This window comes from Blastomonas sp. RAC04 (assembly GCF_001713435.1).
GTDB classification, from domain to species: Bacteria; Pseudomonadota; Alphaproteobacteria; order Sphingomonadales; family Sphingomonadaceae; genus Blastomonas; species Blastomonas fulva.
This window is the reverse complement of the sequence record NZ_CP016460.1, coordinates 3,238,270-3,257,161: the sequence shown is the minus strand read 5'-3', so window position 1 is coordinate 3,257,161 and position 18,892 is coordinate 3,238,270. Positions and strand designations below refer to the sequence as shown.

Below are 18,892 nucleotides of genomic sequence, written 5' to 3'. Positions count from 1 at the left end.
CTCTTTCCCGCCCATAATTCTTTCCGGTTATCTATTTGGGTATTTCATCAGCGGGCAGGACGCAGAGCCAAAGGCAGCTCTGCCGTCTTGGGATCGAGATAAAAACGCAAGAAATGGTAATAGGTCTTGAAGGCCCGGCGCAATCGCCCCTTGCTGGGCTGAAGCAGCAGCCGCCAGAGCGCCTCCATCCCTGCAGCCTGCACCAGGCGCGGTGCCCGCTTCAGGCCGCCGGTTATCATCTCGAAGCTGCCGCCGATGCAATAGAATCGAGCGCCGCCGTGCATGGCGCTCAGTTCACTCGCCAGCATTTCCTGCTTCGGTACGCCAAGCGCGATGAACACGGCACGATAGGCGCTCAGATCGTGCTCGGCAAAGCGGCCCGCGAGTTGCCGGGCATCCTGCTGGCTGCTGATATCAAACATGCCATCATCGTGGTCGAAACGCGCGTGAGGATAAAGCTGCCGCAACTGCTCGATATACTTGCGTTTCGACCCGATGATCAGGAAGCTTTCCGCCGGATTGCGATCCAGGAGCGCCTTGGTCAGTTCGTTGCCGACCACGATCGGGATGCGGCGTCCGACACTCTTGCGGATCACCAGCTCGGCCCCGCGCCCGTCGACGCACACGTTCATGTCAGGCGCGGTGCGGAACAAAGTCGCAAGGCCGACATTGGACTGAAGCTCGTACAGATGCTGCATGTTGACGGTGACCAGATAGCCCGTCGCCATATTGCACGCTTCATCCAGCGAATGAAATAGTTTGTTGTTCATATAACATCTCGTTCAAATCGCTTCCCACCAAAAAATTGGCAATTCGATCAGTAAATCAAATATTGCTGATGCATCCAATCAGATTTTTCAGCAATATTTGCCGATGTATTATTCAAATTACACTCTTTATCTAAAACATCTGCATTATACATCGACAAGCCACAAGATATTCCGGCATACACTTGCAGTAAAATAGCACCCCTCTGGTTCGATACGGTGATGTAAACGGGTTATCCAAAAGCGGCGCTGAACGCGCTGGAATGGTTCCGTACCGCTACCCGTTTCTCCCTATCCACCAAGCAGCGCAGGTCCTTGCTGCAATTTTTCCGCGGCCCCTTTAGCGCCCTCCCCGGAAATGCGCCAGACTTTACGCCAAAGGATGGAAATTGGCCGAAGCACCGAAAAGGCGTCAGTGGTACAGGGGGTGGGGCCTGCATTCCCTAGCTGTCTGGAAAGAGCTTGACCCGGCCGCTCTTCATGACGCCCTGCGCATCGCGAACCCGGAAGACCAAAATGTCGTTCTCGATCGTGACATGCATGTCGCGCGGATTGAGCGCAGCTGGCGCAATGCTGCCGGGAACGGCGGTGCTCAGGATGCAACCACCTGCGCCAAGAAACTTGGCGAGCCGGTTACCCCGGCCGGTCGTGATGGACATGCCCCGCGGACCCTGATCCGCCGGGTCGAGCGCAAGCCATATCGCGTCATCATCAGATGCCGAATTCAGCACGAGGTTGTTCAGCGAATTGAGCGGCTTGTTGTTGATGATGGCATTCTGGAAGCTGCAGAACTTGAGATCCCCTTGCGCCATGCTCAGGTAACAGCCCGCAACCACGATCCCGCCGAGCGTCACGGGATTGACGACCCTGAGCGACACCGAATTGTTCTTGCGGACATATTGATCGGTGATTGCGCGCAGTTCGCCAAGGCAGTTTTCCATCACGATAGCATCGCGATCGCCAAGCGAGAGCAGGAACACCGAATGGAGCACCACGTTCCTCAAGGCCTTGAGCATATAGGCCGGTCCGGCATCCTTTTCAGAGGCGCAATTGTTGAAAAGCACGTTGCTGACAGCGTTCAACCCGCCTGCTGCACCGTCAAGAAAGATGCCGCCTGCTCCGTTTTCCTGCGTGGTCACATTGTCAAAAGCGCAATAGTTGATGTTCGAGCCCATCAGTCCCCATCCGCGGTTCTGCTTGGCCCAGATGTTGACCATCTTGATCGATGTGCTGACATCGCCCCTGTGCAGTGGCTGGTCCACGCCGACGATGATGCCATTGCCCATGTTGTCTCGGACGGTGACATTCTCGATCGTGGTCTTCAGTACATATTCGACGATCAGCCCGTCGCCACGCGATCCATAGATTTCGGCGTTCTTGAGGATGCACGAGCCGCCGTAAAGCGCACAGGCCGACCGCGCAAAGCCGTTGGCGTCGAGCGAGAGATTACGAATCTCGCAGCTGCCGACCGTGTTGCGCTTCTGGCCATCGCGGTTGACCCTGGCATCGAGCATTGCAGTGGTACCGCCAGAGGCGCATTTCAGGATCGTACCTAAGCGCGACTGGCCCACAATCATGCACCCCTGCACCCCCAGGGTGTGCACCCAATAGGTGCCATCGGGCAGATAAAGCGAAACCGAGACACCCTGTTGCGGCTGTGATCCCAAACGATTGAGCGCCGCCTGAAGACAGGCGGTAATGATATCGGCATCGCTGGCATCGGTCTGGTTAGTCCGGATTTTGCGGCACATTTCTTCGGGCAGAAAGTCGAACGCGCTCACGATATCGGCGCTTTTTGATTCGACGGTGCGCAAATAAGCGCCGGGTTCCTTGCGGGAAAATCCGACATGGCCCGCGCCCTCGCGCCCTGCCAGATTGCTGCCGATGGATTCCAGCACCTGACGCAAATTTCCGTCGTTCTCGATCAACGGCGATTCGAAACTGCCGAGCGACCGGTCCGTGGTAACGAATTCAGAGACCAGAACCGCCTTTCGCCCCTCGTTGACGTACAGATCAACCGGGCCAGTGGTCCAGAACAGCTCTCCTTTGCGAGTGAGCTTCCACCCCTCGTCGCTATTGTCGAACAACGGATTCCTGCCGACCACCTGGGGTGCCGAAGCAACCAGCGCGGTGGCCGGTTCGACCGAAGCAGCCCCTAAGCCAACAACCGACAGGCCAGCCGCACCCCTGAGGGCGGAGCGTCGCGTGATTCTGCCTTTCATAGATTTGACCATGTCCTTGCGACCGTGAATATGCCCGAGAAACCAGTGATTGCTGGCCCGCGCTGTGCGCTGCTGCATAGCAGCAGGTACAACCCTATGCGATAGGCGACCGTGAGGCGATACTATCAAGCAGTATGTCGTGACTGCATGTCGAACACCTGGGATATGGTACGCTATCGAGTTGCATTGAAGGTGGAAGGCTATCGCACTAGGACGGCGAGATCGCGGCATTCTGGTTCGATCTGGGGGTGAGGTAGGTTATGAGAAGAAAATCGGGTCTTATGGCGTTCGGCGCGGTTGCGCTGGTAGCGTTGATTGTGATTGTCATCGCGCAGATGCTTCCCGCCCAGTCCCCCGATGTTTCGAACGGGCCCAACCAAGTGAAATCGGACGGGGCCGTTGTAGACGGAGCCCTTGTAAAAGCATCGCCTGATCCGGCAGCGGCAAGCATCACCTTTGACGAGGCGATTGGCGGGATCCTCGCTGATCAGCGGACATTCGGCGAAAAGGGCGTCGTTCTGCTGGGTGACTCCATCGTGGCGCGCAGTGGTGTGTATGAAATGTGCGCGAAGCCGATATTGCTGGCCGGAATTCCCGGTTCTCGCGTCCGCGACTGGGTGGACCTGGGCCCGGACATCTTCGCCCAGGTAGAACCCGAACTGGTCGTTTTCGCGCTGGGGATCAACGATTCAGTTGCAGCGTTCAATACAGACCCCGACAAATGGGCGTCGGATTACAAGGCGCTAGCCAAGGCGGCCTTGCCTTCCAGGCTCGCTTTCGTTTCGATCATGCCAATCGACAAGTCGCGGCCGGGTGCAGCCGCACTCAGCGAAGAGATGCGCGAAAGGTTGAATGCCAAGTTGAAAACCATAGCCGAAGAGACAGGTGGATTGCTGATCGATCCCCTGCCCACGGCCAAGGGCTTGACCCTGGACGGTGTACATTTCAACGATGCAGGGCAGAAGCAATGGGTGACAAACCTCAGCGCGGCCTGTCAGGCGCCCAATCAGCCGAAGTCCGACCGAGCACCGATCCTATAAGGTCGGGCGGCAATGCCAGTTGCGCCCCTTCGGCAGAGAGGTGGTTATCGTCGAAATAGAGTGGACGACCGGATTTTACGACGAGACATCGTCCCGCAAGGTCGGCCGGGCACAGGCCTCGGGCAGGGTATAGCCGCGTGAGGCGGGGATGCTCGCCAAGGCGGTCGAGCAGTGCGAACAACTTCTGGTTGGCCGCATCAAAGGCGGAGCGCGGGATGGTCAGCTGTTGCGGGATCTGCCAGCCCAGCCGTTCACGCTTGAGCAGATAGCGGGGAATGTCGCGCCTTGCCGCAGGCGAGGGGTAAACGATAATCACATGGCGTCCTGCACTCAGCAATCGGTTGACGGTGTCATTCAAGGCGCGTTGCAGCAGCGCGGTGCGCACCCTTCGGCCCGGATCGGCGGCATAGATACCGTCGGCACCGTCTGACCCAGCATAAAGCGACCATCGCGCCACCAGGATGACCGTCTGCAAATCCGGACGGGCTATCACGTGATCGAGCGCAGCTGCTGAATAACGGTCGCAAGTCGCTGCGGCAGGGTCGCTCGTGCCGCGCTCGATCCAAAGCGGGAGACATCCGGACGCCGTGAGAATCAACGCATTGAGACCGGCTGTCTTCAGCGGACCAGCAAAGGCGGCGCTTGCCCCAGTCGCATAGGAATCACCGACGATGGCGACGCTGGGTCGCACCGGGGCGCCGATCCTGCATCCCCGGCCAAGCGGGCGATCCGGGTTTTCGTCCGTGCGGCAGCGTTGGTTGAAAGCGATGTAAGGGTCAGCAAACTGAACAAGATACTGCTGCCGGACGGTCAGTGACACCGGCTGCTTCCCGAACGCAAGCAGACTTCCCGTTGCGATGATCACTAATAAAGCCGCGACGATCGCAGCCAGTTTGGGCATCTGGAACCGTCCACCACCGCGGAACGGCATCTCGATGAAGCGCCAGGTGGCAGCGCCCAGCAGCACGCTGAGCACCAGTACGGCCGCGGCCGAAGCGACCGTCAGCTCGTCGGGCGACAGCAGTCGGAACATTGCCAGCAGCGGCTGGTGCCAGAGATAGGTGCTGTAGGATATCAACCCGATAGCAACCAGCGGCCAGCAGGAAAGAATGCGGCCAACGCCTCGGTCCTGCTCCGCAAAGGCGATGAACAGGCAAGTACCGACGATCGTCGGCACCGCCGCCACGCCGGGAAAGGGGATTGCCGAGGACAGCAGGAAAATGGGTGCCGCCAGCATCGCCAGACCAGCTGCTGCCAGCCAAGGGCCCGCCTTGGAGCACAGACGCCCTGCTGCGGCCCGCTCGCCCAGCAGGACAAGCATTCCCGCGAGAAACTCCCACCCGCGCGTGGGCAGCAGGAAATAGTTGGCACCGGGCTTGGCGATACTGAGATAGCAGCACAGGAGGAACGAGCAAAGTGCGGCAAGGCCCAGCACAATCCCCTTGTCGCGCAGGCTGCGCCGGCTCATCAGGACGAGGGCAGGCGTGACGATCAGGTAGAACTGCTCTTCGACGGCCAGGCTCCAGAGGTGGATCAGTGGGATATATGGTGCCGCCAAGCCAAAATAGCCGCCACTTCTCAGCCAGAAATAGACATTGGCCAGCATCGCAACCGATGCGATCGCACTTTGAGCGGTGGTTTTGATGTTGGCTGGATCGATAACCAGCAATGACGCCACCAGGGTGATGAGGGTGACGAACAGCATGGCTGGCAGAATGCGCAGCGCTCGGCGCAGGTAGAATGCGCGGTAGCCGAAAGTCCCACTTTCGATATTGCCCAGGATGATGGCCGATATGAGATAGCCGCTGAGGACGAAGAATATGTCCACACCGGTAAATCCGCCAGGTACCGCGTCAAGCTCCGCATGATGTGCCATGACGGCGAGCACCGCAATCGCGCGCAGCCCGTCAAGCTCGGGCCGATAGGCGATGCTGACAGACATCGATGGGGCTTGCGATCTCGACCGGAGGCTGGGCATCGCAAACCGCACGATCGTCCTGGCTGCCGTGCCCCACATCAGATTGCGGGTGATGCCCGGATCAGCGCGAAAGGCGCAAACGGGAGATCTGGGTCTCGACCGTGGCACCCGAACCATCGCCGTCCAGATACAGCATCACGCGCAGCATCCTGCAATCGCTGCCGACATCGACCGAGACCGCCTCCCCGCTGCGCTGTGCATTTGCTGGCTCCACAGCGGATTGGAGGTCTGAGACAAGCTCTGCCCCAATGCACTGAAAGCCCCAGATCAGCTTGGTTGATGCATCGTCCTGGTCGGCATGCTCGAAACTCAGCTGATAGCGTCCGGAGCCGGGAACTGGAATGTCGCGCGACGCTACGAGTTCACGGCCGGCCACCTGCCCGGTCAGCTTCAGCGTGCCCTGTTCGGAATAATCGGACTGAACCGCGTCGTCCGGAAAGGTCCAGGCAAACGGACCGAGTAGCGGGTCGGCAGTCTGCGTGGAAATGCGCGGGTCACGCAGCAAAGCCGGGTCGAATTTGGGTCTGATGCGCCGCAGCAAGCCGATGCCTGAATCGGTATCCCCACTGCGGATCAGCGAATAGGCAAGATCGACGGCAGTGGCTTGCAACCCTAGACGGCGAACGTCAATCTGACCGCTGGAAAACAGGCTGAACGCCAGCTGCGGATCCTGCCCCACCAGCGTAGAAACGAACGACTTGAACCATGGCCGTCGGGCATAGGGGTCGAACAGCTTCACGGGCAGTGTAAACTGCTTGCCAAGATCGCGCACGACGCTCGGAATCACGACTTCGCTCGTCACAGGCCTGACTGACATGCTGTAATCGAAATGCTCTAGGGCAGAAGGCAAGTTGCCTTGACGCCGATAAAATTCACCCAGCCACAATTGGGCAATCGTGTCGCGTTTGGATATGGCTGAACTCAGCTGCATGCCGGAAAGTGCACGCTTCATGTCGCCGGAGGCTTCATAATGCGCTGCCAGTGCCCGCAACAATACGCGGTTCATCGGATTCCAGGCCAGCGAAGCCTGGACATTTGCCATGTCGCGCCCCTCAATAATGAACCGCTTTTCCTCGATGAACCTGCGGTTGATCTCGTTGGCAAGAACCTGCCCGTCGGTAGGATCATATTGAAAGGCAAGGCGCGGATTACCGAGACGGACATTATTCGACGCAGCTATGTTGAACGCGACCCAGGCAAGGCCGAGACCGGCCACGAAAATGACATAGCGCAGCGCGGACCAAGCACCAGTCATTATCGGGTACCATCAATCATGGCAGCGATGAAGCAAACGGCGTGCACGTTTAGGATTCTTTCTCGTCACCATAGCCATAGCCGTAACCATAGCCATATCCATAGCCGTAGCTCATCGAGCGTTGGCTCATCTTGGTCAGGATGACCCCAGCAATCTTGGCATTGGCGGACAGGATGCGTTGCGTCGAGTTACGCACGCCGCGGATCGGCGGGCCACCCGATTCGACGACATAAACCACCGCCTCGACCGAACGCCCGATGAGCGGAGCGTCGGCCATGCCCAGCACCGGCGGCGCGTCGATCACGATATGGTCATAGACCTCGCCGAGCTTTTGCACCAGTTCGGCCAAGCGCGAACCGGTGAGCAACTCGGCGGCATTTGGCGGCGTGCGTCCTGCCGAAATGACGGAGATATTTGCGGCATGGCCGGTTTGCACCAGGCTGCGCCAGTCATCGTTGCCCGACAGGAAGTCCGTAAGGCCCCGATCATTCTTGAGGTCGAGAAGGCCGTTGACCGAGGGCTTGCGGACGTCGCCATCGACAAGAATGACGTTCTTGCCGGTGCGAGCCAAAACCGTCGCGAGAGCAACCGAGGACGAGCTTTTGCCTTCGTTCGGCCGTGTGCTGGTGACCGAGATCGATTTGGGGAAGCCATGGTTTGTCGAGAACGACAGGTTCGACATCAAGGTGAAATAGGCATCGTAAATCGGCGATTTCACATCCTTCAAATTCGACAGGATGTCGTCTGCGGTCATTGGCGTGACACCCAGGAGCGGCAGGCCGAGCAGCGTCTCGACATCGGTCGGATTATCGATACCCTCATCAATCTGCTCCAGCGCCACTGCAGTCAGCCCAGCCAGGATCAACCCTACGCAAAGCGCGAGCAGCAGGTTCAGGAGCAACTTGGGCGAAGAAGGCGCATTGGGCACGATCGCAGGCTGTACGACGCTGATGTTGTTCACGCCCACCTGGCCAGCGACGCCGATCTCCTTGTAGCGCTGCAACAGCGCATCATAGATCTGACGGTTGGTATCGGCATCGCGCAGCAAAGCCGCATATTGAATATTGGCGGTTCGCTCTGCCTCATATTCCTGCTTGATCTGCTGCAACTCACCGCGGAGTTCCCGCTCACGGTTTGTCGCTTCCTGATATTCGGTCTGTCGCGTGAGTGTGATGCGCCGCGATTCCTGGGCAATTGCTTCGTCGAGCGAGCGAAGCTGCTCGCGCAATTCCTGCACCTGCGGGTTGCGCTCATCGAGCTGCACGGTCTTGCGGGCATAATCGGCCGCCACTGTCGCGCGCTGCGCTTTCAAGGTGGCAATTGCACCGCCGGTGACCGATTCAGTGACATTGGCACCGACCGACCCCTTGCGCGACTCCGCAGTGATGCGGGCGGCGGTCGCCTTGTTAAGCTCGGCAGCAAGCTCTTCGAGCCTCAAGCTAGCCAGCGTCTGGTTGGTGACAGTGCGGCCATCAGCATCCTTGGTATCACTGAACGAGACGATGCCGCTGCGCGCGGCGTACGACACGGCAACGCGTTCCGATTCGTCGAGCCGATCACGCAGGATCACCAGCCGCCGCTCAAGGAACTTGCGCGCATCAGCGGTCGATGCGTACTGCCGCTCCATGCTCTCGGCGATATAGGCCTTGGCCCATTCATTGGCGATGCGCGACGACAGTTCAGGGTTCTGGCTGGTGTAGCGAATGTTGATCAGTTTCGACAGCCGGATCGGATTGATCTCGACATGGCCAAGGAGGATCCCGACCACCATTGCCTTTTTGGCATCGGCGGCTTTCCCGCGTGCCTGGCCAGTTTCCATGGCGTCAAAAGTATCGGGCGCTACACCATGCGCCTCCAGAAACTGGACACTGTCATAAAGACGCAGCGAGGTAGCGACGCGCTCGGCAATAGGACGTGCTTCGAGCAGCGCATATTGCGTCGCGTAGAACTCCAGATCGGGGGCCGAGCTTTCGGCTTCGATGCCCTCCACCTTGGTAATCTGCTTCTGCTGCCGCTCGACCTGAATCTGCACTTCGGCGCTGTACTGCGGCGACATGAACAGCGTGATCACCGCACCGATGACGATCGCGCCCAACACGATCCCCATCATCAGCCAGCGCCAACGCAGCACCGTGTTCCAGTATTGCAGCAGCAGCGGCGGAACAGCCGACCGATTCACCGGCACTACAGGTGCTTGCATATCCATATAGCTACCGTCAGAAAAAGAATTGGTCGACGTCATGTGCAATCCAGTAAATTTATCAATTGTTGCTATCAAGCAGGAAGATCAACGGAGCAATCAAAGATGGTGCAATGCCATAGATATTCTTTAAGTCACGACGGGCCTGCGAATCACCGATAATGATCGTGTCATTCGGATAGACGCGTGGGTCCATGTAATTGCCGCGTTCGATAGCCCGGGCGTCATAAAGCGCTGCATATTTCTTACCGCTCACATTGCGGAAAATAATCACCTCACGCTTCTTTGAGAACTCAGTCCAGCCTTCAGCACGTGCGATGGCCTTCATCAACGTCATGTCGCCGATCACCGGATAGATGCCCGGACGCTTGACTTCACCGCCGATGGAGACGACCTGGCTGGAAGTTTCCTTCATGTTCACGGAAACTTTAGGGTTCTTGTAGTAACCCTGCTTGAGCCGGTCTTCGATTTCTGAGCCCACTTGTTGCGGGGATTTGCCTGCCACCTCGACCGAACCGATCAGTGGGAAGGATATCCGTCCGCTGGCATCGACCTGCACACCTTCGACACCGAGGTCGTCACCATATACGGCGATGGTCAGCACATCGAATGGTCCGATCACGAACGGCTGCTCAGACGCCAGATAATCCTGATCCAGCGGTGTGGGCAGTTCTTCTCCGCCGACCAGCGATAGATTTGTACCGCCACCGATCGGGCCGGACGATGACGACGCACAGCCGGACAGCGCGAGGCAGATCGCGGCTGCAAGGAAACAGAATTCGCGAACATTCTTCATATCGACTTCCAGATTATGGCTTGACAGGTGAGCCGGTAGGCCGCGCGGCCCAAGCAGCCGCGATCGCTGCTACCGCAGCAATGAGAGGGGTCCTTAGCGGATAATCCGTCATGCTCGCAATGGCCAAAACCAACAGACACATAAGGCCCAAACGCTTTGCCGGATCGGCGCGTCTGCCCGCCGACAGTTCGCGCATCCATCCCCGGCTGTAGGCGCTTATCGCAAGCACCGCCAGGACAAGGCCGGGAACACCTGTCGTGAAGACCAGCTCTAGCCAGTCGTTATGGGCATGGTTCGAATAGGACGGCGACAAAAGCGCTCCCGGTTCGATTGCCTGATAGCCGGCAACATAGGTGCCGACACCCGTGCCCCATGGCATGACATCGGGCAACGCGGCGACGATGCTTTGCCAGACGTCCAGACGCGACGAGTCCAGGCCTCCGACGATACGGGCAAAGGTCACATCGCGCGCAGTGAACAGGATGAAAACGGCAAAGGTAACAACCGCCAGTACCGCCGCACCGATCAGAACCCCGCCGGCCTTGCGGAAATGGCCCTTACCGGATCGAAGGATGCTGCGATCGACAAAGGGTGCCAGGACCAATGCGACCACGAACGTGATCAGTCCCATGCGTGACCCGTTGATCAGCAGCAGAACGGCAATCAGCAGGATATAAACAATGGCAGCGAGGATCAGCGGTATCCGGTACTGGTCCAAGTGCCGTGCCTTCTGATAGACAAAGGGCAGGAACAGAACCGAAACCGACAGCAGTACGGCCTGGTGGTTCCGGTTGGCGAAAATGCCCGACATTTCAGAATTGTAACGGTACAATTTGATGGATACGCCGACTGCCTGAAGAATGCTGACCACAATCCCAAGACCGATAATGATCGCGAGGACCGCCGCAATCTTCCGGTCGAAGGCCGGTCCCAGGTGCAGCACGTACAGAAAGACGGACAAGGGCACGAAACAAAAGAATAACGAATACAAGCTGTCCTTGGGAGAGATGGACAGTGGCCGCCACAGATCTGGCACCCCGTTGAACGCATCGATCCTCGCGATGATCTCCCTCCCTGGCAGGCCGCGCCAGATCTCTGGGGGTAACGGCAAGAGATGCAGCGCAGCCAGGAGCAATGGCATACAGACACCAATCAACAGCCAGCGATAGCGGCGAAGCTCGTCCACCGAATATTGCGTCAAGGCCCAGAAGGCGGTTGAGATGGCCACCGGCAAGAGGACGACGAGGCCCGCAACATCGCTCCGTGCGCTGCCGCCCAATAGCCCGACAAGGATCAGCAGAACAGCAAGAATGTAGAATTCATAATTGCGAGCGCCGCCCTGAGCCGGGCGATTTCTGGCCTTCATACAGTGCCCTTCATTTCATTGGCTCTCGATGCGCCGATAACCGGAAGCTTAGGTCTGCTTCTGAGCGCACCTGCCTTGCGCGTCCCAGAAGCCGATGCGATCGGTAAATCCGAAAACGTGAGAATGATCAATGCCTTCGGCGGTCCGGCCATCGGAATGCTGCAGCGCTGTGTCTTTAGAGTGGCATTCGCTCGACGACGTTGCCGCCCATGAATGCCACCATGGCGCCATTTGCCTCAGCCTTTGTTGCCAAGGCTTAGCGCTCGCCACCACGGCTCGTTGGCCAGATACCAGGCGAGGGTCTCAGCAAAACCCTGCGGGAAATCGCGCGCGGGCGCATAGCCCAGCTCGGTGCGGATCTTGCGTTCGTCGATCGCATAGCGACGGTCATGTCCCTTGCGGTCTTCGACATAGGTCTTGAGGCTTGATGACGGTTCGCCCCGCACTGCGGGGGCACCGGGGAAGCGGGCGGCCAGGTCGGGGTTCGCTGCGAAGGCCGCATCGACCGTGGCGCAGATCTCGTCTATCACCTTGATGTTGGGCAGTTCCTGCCCGCCGCCGACATTGTAGACCTCGCCGGGGCGGCCTTTTTTCAGGATCAGTTCGATGCCTACGCAGTGATCCTCGACGTGCAGCCAATCGCGCACGTTCATGCCATCGCCATAGATCGGCAGATTCCGGCCTGAAAGCGCATTCAGCAGAAACAGCGGGATCAGCTTTTCCGGAAACTGATACGGACCATAATTATTCGAACAGTTGCTGATCGTCGTTTCGAGCCCATAGGTGTGGTGATAGGCACGCACCAGATGATCCGAAGCTGCCTTGGATGCCGAATAGGGTGAATTCGGCGCGTAGGGCGTCGTCTCGGAAAACGCAGGATCGTTGGGGCCGAGCGAACCATAGACTTCATCGGTCGAAACGTGATGGAAGCGATGCGGACGCCCGCTGCCTTCATCGAGCCAAACCGACTTGGCCGCTTTCAACAGGCTGTGCGTTCCGATCACATTGGTCGTAACAAAGGCATCGGGCCCGGTGATCGAACGGTCGACATGGCTTTCTGCGGCGAAATGAACGATGGTCTCAACGTGCCGTTCGACCAGCAGTTTGCGCACCAGATCGGTATCGCAGATATCGCCTTCGACAAGTTCGACACCGTCCATTCCAGCAATATTCGCAGGGTTGCCAGCATAAGTCAGAGCATCGAGCACGATGATCGTATCATCGGGTTGCTTTTGTCGCCAATGGCGCACGAAGTTCGCGCCAATGAAACCGGCACCGCCTGTTACAATGATGTTCTTCATTTTCCTATTTTTCCTTCAAGCGCTGTCAATCGCGCACAACCATATTTACAAATCAGGAGCCGGCGCGCTGATGCGCGGCCCGTACAGAGGCAGGGTCACCGTGCTTCCGACGATATGGCGCGCAGCATCAGGCGCAGATTGGCCCTCCAGTGAGGGGCTGGGCCGCCCAGGACTGCCATAGTCTTCGTGCTATCCAGAACCGAATAATGCGGCCGCGTGGCGGGTGTAGGGTAGCCAGATGTCGGGATTGGCACGATCGGAATTGCCTTGTCCAACAATTGCAGCGCGAGCGCCTCTTCCTGGATCGCCACCGCAAAATCGTACCAGCTGGCCGCGCCGCTGTCGGTGTAATGATAAACACCGCTGGCCTCTTTTTCTGCGAGCGTCCAAAGCGCTTTGGCGAGGTCGGGGGCATAAGTGGGCGTGCCCATTTGATCCGAGACCACCCGCACTTCGGACCGCTCGCCGAACAAGCGCAGCATCGTGCGGACGAAATTGCCTCCGGTGGTAGAATACACCCACGCCGTCCGGACGATCAGGGCAGCATCACCGGCTGCTCGTTCGCCGGCCAGCTTGGTACGGCCATAAGCACTGACAGGATGGGTCGGTGCGTCTGGCGCATAAGGCCGACCGCTCAGCCCATCAAAAACATAATCGGTCGAGACATGGACAAGCTTCGCACCCAGATCGCGCGCCGCTGCGGCCAGGACACCGACGGCCTCGCCGTTAATCTTCCGGGCCGTCTCCTCTTCCGCCTCTGCGCCATCGACATTGGTAAATGCCGCAGCATTGAAAATAATGTCTGGGCGCGCGGATTCGACACTCGTCCTGAGCGCGTGATGGTCACAAATGTCAAGAGTATCGATGTCGTGTTGCACGACGATCGAGCCTGCAGGTGCGCATGCCACCAACTGGCGGCCCAGCTGGCCCTTGCTGCCAAGTACCAGAGCCTTCATGCATAAGCCTTTATCGAATGGAGCAGCTTGCCGTTGCGATCCTTCTCGGACAGTTGCACGTCCAGCCCCTCGATCGGCCAGGCAATGGCGACATCCGGATCGTTCCACTTCAGCGTCTGCTCGCTCGACGGGTCATAATCAGCCGTGCATTTATACAAGAACTGAGTGCCGTCCTCAAGCGAGAGGAAGCCATGCCCGAAGCCGGGCGGCACCCACAGCATGGCCTTGTTGTCCGCGCTCAGTTCGACTCCGAACCATTGGCCGAACGATGCAGCCGAGCGCCGCAGATCCACTACCACGTCCCACACCGCTCCGCTGACAACGCGCACCAGCTTGCCTTGGGGGTTGGGATTCTGGAAATGGATGCCGCGCAACACGCCTTTCGAAGAAAGGCTGTGATTGTCCTGCACGAACGTCCAGTCTAGCCCGGCTTCTGCGAATCGCCGAGCATTCCACGATTCCAGGAAGAAACCGCGCTCGTCTCCGAACACGGTCGGCTCGATCAGCACCGGACCCGGGATGTTGAGCGGGCTGAAACGCACTATGCAGACCCCCGATTGTTGAGCAGGTCGAGCAGGTAATTGCCATAGCCGCTCTTCGTCAGGCGGGTACCCAGCACGGCGAGTTGTTCGTCGTCGATAAACCCATTGCGCCACGCAATTTCTTCCGGGCAGCAAAGCTTGAGGCCCTGCCGCTCCTCGGTCACCCGGACATAAAGTGCGGCGTCGAGCAACGAACCGTGCGTACCGGTGTCCAGCCAGGCAAAGCCGCGCCCCATAAGCTCCACCGACAGGCTGCCATCTTCAAGGTACAGTCGGTTTAGATCGGTGATTTCGAGCTCGCCGCGTGGCGAAGGGGAAAGCTGCTTGACCAGGTCCACCGCTCGCCCGTCGTAGAAATACAGGCCGGTCACGGCAAAATTAGACTTGGGCTGAGCCGGCTTTTCTTCGATCGTCTCAGCCTTGCCGTTCGCATCGAATGAGACCACGCCATAGTCTGTGGGGTTGTTGACGTGATAGCCGAAGACCGTCGCCCCGCTGGTGCGCGCATCCGCCGCCCGGAGCAGTTCGGCCAGGCCATGGCCATGGAAGATATTGTCACCCAGAATGAGCACCGAAGGCGAAGTACCAACAAAGTCCGCGCCGATCTGATAGGCTTGGGCAAGACCTCCCGGGTGTGGTTGGGTGGCATAAGTGAGCGAAATCCCCCACTCCTGCCCATCGCCGAGCAAAGCCTCGAAAGCAGGGCGATCATGCGGCGTAGTGATAATCAGGATATCCCGTACACCGGCAAGCATTAGCGTCGACAATGGGTAATAGATCATTGGCTTGTCGTACACCGGCATCAACTGCTTTGACGCAGCGAGCGTCAAGGGATGCAGCCGAGTTCCAGACCCTCCAGCGAGTATTATACCTTTTCGTTCGGTCATGAAACTTCCATTCCTACCAATATTGAAACTGACGGCCTTTTTGGCCTTACCATTTTTGCTTATTTTTGGAGCTGACACGGAGATTTACAGCTCAACTGGCAATAACCTGAACTACTGGAGCCGTTAGACAGAGATTCCGCGCGATGCAAGCCGCAGGATGGGACCCCCAAATATGCCTGATGCAAAGCCGACACCACGTTCATCCTTATGATCTGGCGGGAACGGCAGTGTGCGCTCGTCGCCCGAGTATCGCCATGGTCGACAGCACAGCACCCCCAGCGAACGAGCTATAATCCAGAATGGGGATGAACAGGATATAGGCCAAAAATGCGAGCGCGAGAAACATGATTCCGGTGCGGTGATAGCTGCGCACCACAAACGCCACCCAATAGCTGATCAGCCCCAGTGCCAGCAGTGCACCCGGCAGGCCATAGCGCAGGATGTACAGCAGCATTCCATAGTCGGACGAGAAATACTGTTCTGACACCGCAAGTGCGTTGCGGAGAATATTGTCGGTGACGAAGCCGAAGCCAAAGGGAAAGGCAGTGGCTGCCACGGCCAGCGCATATCCATAATCGCGACCGGCCACTTCTCCGCTGAACTCGAATGAGTCACCCGAAAACAACGCCACGCCGATCGTTAATGTGATGATAACTGAGAACAGGACAATAGGCAGGAACCGCAACCATTGCGACATGCCGTAAACCAGTACCGCAGCGGTCAACAATGTTTCGATACGGCTTGTCGTGATCAGAAGCGCATGCAGGAACAGCACCCCGGTCACCAGCAGTGCCGTGAGCATCTCCCTAGGGTGAGTATCCGAGCGCGAAATTAGGATGCAGGCCGCCGATAGCGGAAACAAGGTGGAGCAGACATAGCGCTGATAGGTCCGCTCGCCGAGAACGAGTGCCTGGTCGGGTGCCAGAAAGGCAAAGACGAACACATCGAGCAGAGCGATAAACACGACCATGTAGATACAGAATCTCACAAGATCCCTGCGGTCCATAGACCTGTAGAAGCGATAGATGATCGGCAGGAATGCCAGCATGATGCCGAAGCGCGCTTCCTGAAAACTGGGCAGCAACGGCTGGCCGAATTCGAGCAGTGCAGTTGATGCGCCGAATGCGAATTTCAGGATGATGAACAACAGGCCGAAAATCGTGAACAGGACCACTCGCCGCTTATCCTGGACCCGGCTGCACATCAGCCCGACCGACAGAAACTCGCAGGCGGCGATGACATATTTCAGTAATTCGCCCTGATCGAGTACCGGAAGGCGCGAAATCGATGAAATCGTCATCAGCAGCGGCAACAGAAACCAGATCGTCTTGGTCGGTGTCGCTGCAGCGACCGAAGGCGACGCATAGCGTTGCCCCCCAAGGCCGAAGGCCGCTTCTCTGCCGGTCAGCATCACCACACACAGGGTCCATTCAACAGGAAGAAACAGCGCCCTGCGTCAGGCATGCAGCTTCACCATTTCGGCCACAGTGCACATGTCGCCGTGCGACAGGTGCGGGCCCATGGGCAGACTGAGCACCTGATCGGCCAGCTCTTCCGCGATCGGCAGGCTGCCCGGCGCCAAGCCTGCATCGGCATAGGCCAGCTGCTTGTGCGGCGGCACCGGATAATGGATCAGCGAATCGACACCACTGGCTTTGAGCCGCTCCTGCAGCCCAATTCGATCGCGGGTGCGAATGACATAGAGGTGCCAGGCCGGCGCGCACCAATTGGGAATGTGTGGCAAGATCAGCGACGTTTCGGCCAGCGCCTCGCTGTAATAGGCCGCTACCTGTCGGCGGCGGTCGGTCCATTCATCGAGCACACCGAGCTTGACGCGCAGGATCGCCGCCTGAATGGGGTCCAGGCGCGAATTATGTCCCTTCACCTCATTGATATATTTCACCTTGCTGCCGTAGTTGCGCAGCATGCGGATGTTGTCGGCCAGATCGGCCCGGTCCGTGGTGATCGCTCCGCCATCACCCATCGCCCCCAGATTTTTGCCGGGATAGAAGCTCCAGCACACGATATCGCCGTGCGCACCAATCTTTCGATCGCGGTAGGTCGCACCATGCGCCTGTGCGGCATCCTCAATCACGGCAAGACCGGCGGCCCTGGCGAACTGCAGGATTGGTTCCATATCCGCAGGCTGACCGTAAAGGTGCACCGGAATGATTGCCTTGGTTGCCTTGGTAACGGCCGCTTCCAACAGGCTGCTGTCGATATTGTGGGTAAACGGGTCGGGTTCGACCGGGACCGGCTTGGCCCCCACCGCCGACACCGCCAGCCAGGTCGCGATATAGGTATTCGAAGGCACGATCACCTCGTCGCCCGGCCCAACATCGAGCGCGCGGAGCGCCAGGATGATCGCATCCAGCCCGTTGGCGACGCCAACCGCGAACTGGGCGCCGCAATAGGATGCCCATTCCTGTTCGAACAGTGCGACTTCATTGCCCAGAATATACTGGCCGGAGCCCAGCACCTGCATCACGGCTTCGTCTAGCTGGGGCTTAAGCTCGTTATAGGTTGCAGCCAAATCAAGAAAAGGGATCACGCCTGCTTACTCCGGACAACATCGAGAAATTCTTCATAATCGCGATAATAATCCTGCTCGTCATATCGATGCGACGCCAGGACCATGCACACCGCGCCTTCGCTGAAGGCATCCATTTCGCGCCAGATCAGTCGATTGATGTACAGGCCCTTGGCAGGATCACGCAGCCAGTATTCTTGGGTGTCGATGCCATCGGAAACCTTGATTCGGAAACTGCCCGACAGCGCGAAGATGACCTGTTCGAGTTCCTTGTGCGCGTGGCCGCCCCGTTCTGCTTCGGCCGGCACGTTATACAGGTAATAGACGCGCGCGATGCTGAAGGGGATATGCTCCATCCCTTCCACAAAGGTCAGATCGCCCCGCGCATCCCGAATTTGGGGAAGGCTGATTTCTCTGACGGTACCGGATTGACTGCTGATCATCGAGAATTGGCCTCAAGCAATTTTACATATTCTGGCAGGCGACCAAGAAAGACGTCCCGGTGGTTGTGGAAATAGATGTTTTCTTCATCGACGCCAGTCTCTTCCATGCCGAAGCCCCGGTACAGACTGGCTGCCCTCTCGTTCTCAATGCGCACATCTACCAACGCCATGGGTAGCGCCAGCAGACCAAAGCCGATGTAGAACGAGAGCATGGCGCTTTCCAGCGCGGCCTTGGGCGGCTTGTTCTCGTCGAGAATCCAGCTTCCCCAGGTGAAAGCCATAGGCGTGATGTCGTAGAGCCGGACCAGTCCGCACCGGCAACCATCGTGCCGTTCGATCACATAATAAAGTTGCTCGCGACGCTGCTCCGCCTGCTTGTAGCGCAGAATCCAGTTGCGCTGGTCTTCGACATCGCCGGTCACGGGCGAGAGATGACGGTTGTATCTGGGCTGCATTCGCAGGTCCTGAATATAGCCCGCGTCATCCGGCTCGACCAGCCGCAGCTTCAGCGAGGGTCCTGAAACTCCTTCCATATCCCCGGCAATTTGATGATTCAATGGCGTTTCCTTGCAGAGGTCGGAATTCAGGCGATCGCGCCGAGGCACGTCG

Annotated in this window: 16 protein-coding genes; 1 reads left to right on the top strand and 15 read right to left on the bottom strand. The window is 58.4% G+C overall.

Translation table 11 applies throughout. From position 1 onward, the window contains the following. Positions 1–47: 47 nt before the first annotated feature. Together BSY18_RS16145 and BSY18_RS16140 are read right to left on the bottom strand one after the other, a co-directional pair. Positions 48–770: a WecB/TagA/CpsF family glycosyltransferase gene (locus tag BSY18_RS16145; protein WP_069051180.1), complete on the bottom strand. Its 723-nt coding sequence runs from the start codon at positions 768–770 to the stop codon at positions 48–50. Positions 771–1,210: 440 nt separating this feature from the next. Next, positions 1,211–3,220, bottom strand: coding sequence for a right-handed parallel beta-helix repeat-containing protein (locus BSY18_RS16140; RefSeq protein WP_083231517.1), 2,010 nt, complete (start codon positions 3,218–3,220; stop codon positions 1,211–1,213). 50 nt (positions 3,221–3,270) lie between these two features. On the opposite strand from BSY18_RS16140, the gene BSY18_RS16135 reads away from it, so the two are divergent. Continuing rightward, entirely contained in the window at positions 3,271–4,029 is a 759-nt protein-coding gene (locus tag BSY18_RS16135; protein ID WP_069051178.1) for an SGNH/GDSL hydrolase family protein, read from the top strand. Here BSY18_RS16135 and BSY18_RS16130 read toward each other — a convergent pair. The 13 genes from BSY18_RS16130 to BSY18_RS16070 form a co-directional block, all read right to left on the bottom strand. Next, complete coding sequence (locus BSY18_RS16130; protein ID WP_069051177.1) at positions 3,971–5,971, bottom strand: acyltransferase family protein; 2,001 nt, start codon at positions 5,969–5,971, stop codon at positions 3,971–3,973. The genes BSY18_RS16135 and BSY18_RS16130 overlap by 59 nt on opposite strands. Positions 5,972–6,068: 97 nt before the next feature. Continuing rightward, the gene (locus tag BSY18_RS16125; protein WP_069051176.1) at positions 6,069–7,262 is read right to left on the bottom strand and encodes a tetratricopeptide repeat protein; all 1,194 of its coding nucleotides are present in this window, start codon (positions 7,260–7,262) and stop codon (positions 6,069–6,071) included. Positions 7,263–7,311: 49 nt separating this feature from the next. Next, positions 7,312–9,468 (bottom strand): GumC family protein, encoded by a 2,157-nt coding sequence (locus BSY18_RS16120; protein WP_069051175.1) that lies wholly within the window; start codon positions 9,466–9,468, stop codon positions 7,312–7,314. Positions 9,469–9,523: 55 nt separating this feature from the next. Further along, positions 9,524–10,258, bottom strand: coding sequence for a polysaccharide biosynthesis/export family protein (locus BSY18_RS16115; RefSeq protein WP_083231513.1), 735 nt, complete (start codon positions 10,256–10,258; stop codon positions 9,524–9,526). 13 nt (positions 10,259–10,271) lie between these two features. Next, positions 10,272–11,624, bottom strand: coding sequence for an O-antigen ligase family protein (locus BSY18_RS16110; RefSeq protein WP_069051174.1), 1,353 nt, complete (start codon positions 11,622–11,624; stop codon positions 10,272–10,274). A 236-nt stretch (positions 11,625–11,860) separates the two neighbouring features. Then, complete coding sequence (gene rfbB / locus BSY18_RS16105) at positions 11,861–12,925, bottom strand: dTDP-glucose 4,6-dehydratase (protein ID WP_069051173.1); 1,065 nt, start codon at positions 12,923–12,925, stop codon at positions 11,861–11,863. 95 nt (positions 12,926–13,020) lie between these two features. Beyond that, a complete protein-coding gene (gene rfbD / locus BSY18_RS16100; protein WP_069051172.1) occupies positions 13,021–13,881 on the bottom strand; it encodes a dTDP-4-dehydrorhamnose reductase in 861 nt (286 codons plus the stop codon). Then, a complete protein-coding gene (gene rfbC, locus BSY18_RS16095; RefSeq protein ID WP_069051171.1) occupies positions 13,878–14,423 on the bottom strand; it encodes a dTDP-4-dehydrorhamnose 3,5-epimerase in 546 nt (181 codons plus the stop codon). Before rfbC ends, rfbD begins: the two co-directional genes overlap by 4 nt. Next, positions 14,423–15,310 carry a glucose-1-phosphate thymidylyltransferase RfbA gene (gene rfbA, locus BSY18_RS16090; RefSeq protein WP_069051170.1) on the bottom strand — a complete coding sequence of 296 codons (888 nt, stop codon included), beginning with the start codon at positions 15,308–15,310 and terminating at the stop codon, positions 14,423–14,425. Before rfbA ends, rfbC begins: the two co-directional genes overlap by 1 nt. A gap of 205 nt (positions 15,311–15,515) precedes the next feature. Next, positions 15,516–16,727, bottom strand: coding sequence for a hypothetical protein (locus tag BSY18_RS16085; protein WP_150126309.1), 1,212 nt, complete (start codon positions 16,725–16,727; stop codon positions 15,516–15,518). A 39-nt stretch (positions 16,728–16,766) separates the two neighbouring features. Further along, positions 16,767–17,861, bottom strand: coding sequence for a DegT/DnrJ/EryC1/StrS family aminotransferase (locus BSY18_RS16080; protein WP_069051168.1), 1,095 nt, complete (start codon positions 17,859–17,861; stop codon positions 16,767–16,769). Beyond that, positions 17,858–18,283 carry a sugar 3,4-ketoisomerase gene (locus BSY18_RS16075; protein ID WP_069051167.1) on the bottom strand — a complete coding sequence of 142 codons (426 nt, stop codon included), beginning with the start codon at positions 18,281–18,283 and terminating at the stop codon, positions 17,858–17,860. The genes BSY18_RS16080 and BSY18_RS16075 overlap by 4 nt, the downstream gene beginning before the upstream one ends. Further along, the gene (locus tag BSY18_RS16070) at positions 18,280–18,840 is read right to left on the bottom strand and encodes a GNAT family N-acetyltransferase (protein ID WP_216094706.1); all 561 of its coding nucleotides are present in this window, start codon (positions 18,838–18,840) and stop codon (positions 18,280–18,282) included. The genes BSY18_RS16075 and BSY18_RS16070 overlap by 4 nt, the downstream gene beginning before the upstream one ends. Between the last annotated feature and the right edge of the window lie 52 nt (positions 18,841–18,892).

Coding starts and splice junctions, on each gene's coding strand:
- BSY18_RS16075 (WP_069051167.1), bottom strand. CDS start 18,283: ATGATCAGCAGTCAATCCGGTACCGTCAGAGAAATCAGCCTTCCCCAA.
- rfbB (WP_069051173.1), bottom strand. CDS start 12,925: ATGAAGAACATCATTGTAACAGGCGGTGCCGGTTTCATTGGCGCGAAC.
- BSY18_RS16120 (WP_069051175.1), bottom strand. CDS start 9,468: ATGGATATGCAAGCACCTGTAGTGCCGGTGAATCGGTCGGCTGTTCCG.
- BSY18_RS16140 (WP_083231517.1), bottom strand. CDS start 3,220: ATGCCGCGATCTCGCCGTCCTAGTGCGATAGCCTTCCACCTTCAATGC.
- rfbA (WP_069051170.1), bottom strand. CDS start 15,310: ATGACCGAACGAAAAGGTATAATACTCGCTGGAGGGTCTGGAACTCGG.
- BSY18_RS16125 (WP_069051176.1), bottom strand. CDS start 7,262: ATGACTGGTGCTTGGTCCGCGCTGCGCTATGTCATTTTCGTGGCCGGT.
- BSY18_RS16135 (WP_069051178.1), top strand. CDS start 3,271: ATGGCGTTCGGCGCGGTTGCGCTGGTAGCGTTGATTGTGATTGTCATC.
- BSY18_RS16110 (WP_069051174.1), bottom strand. CDS start 11,624: ATGAAGGCCAGAAATCGCCCGGCTCAGGGCGGCGCTCGCAATTATGAA.
- rfbD (WP_069051172.1), bottom strand. CDS start 13,881: ATGAAGGCTCTGGTACTTGGCAGCAAGGGCCAGCTGGGCCGCCAGTTG.
- BSY18_RS16145 (WP_069051180.1), bottom strand. CDS start 770: ATGAACAACAAACTATTTCATTCGCTGGATGAAGCGTGCAATATGGCG.
- BSY18_RS16130 (WP_069051177.1), bottom strand. CDS start 5,971: ATGTCTGTCAGCATCGCCTATCGGCCCGAGCTTGACGGGCTGCGCGCG.
- BSY18_RS16115 (WP_083231513.1), bottom strand. CDS start 10,258: ATGAAGAATGTTCGCGAATTCTGTTTCCTTGCAGCCGCGATCTGCCTC.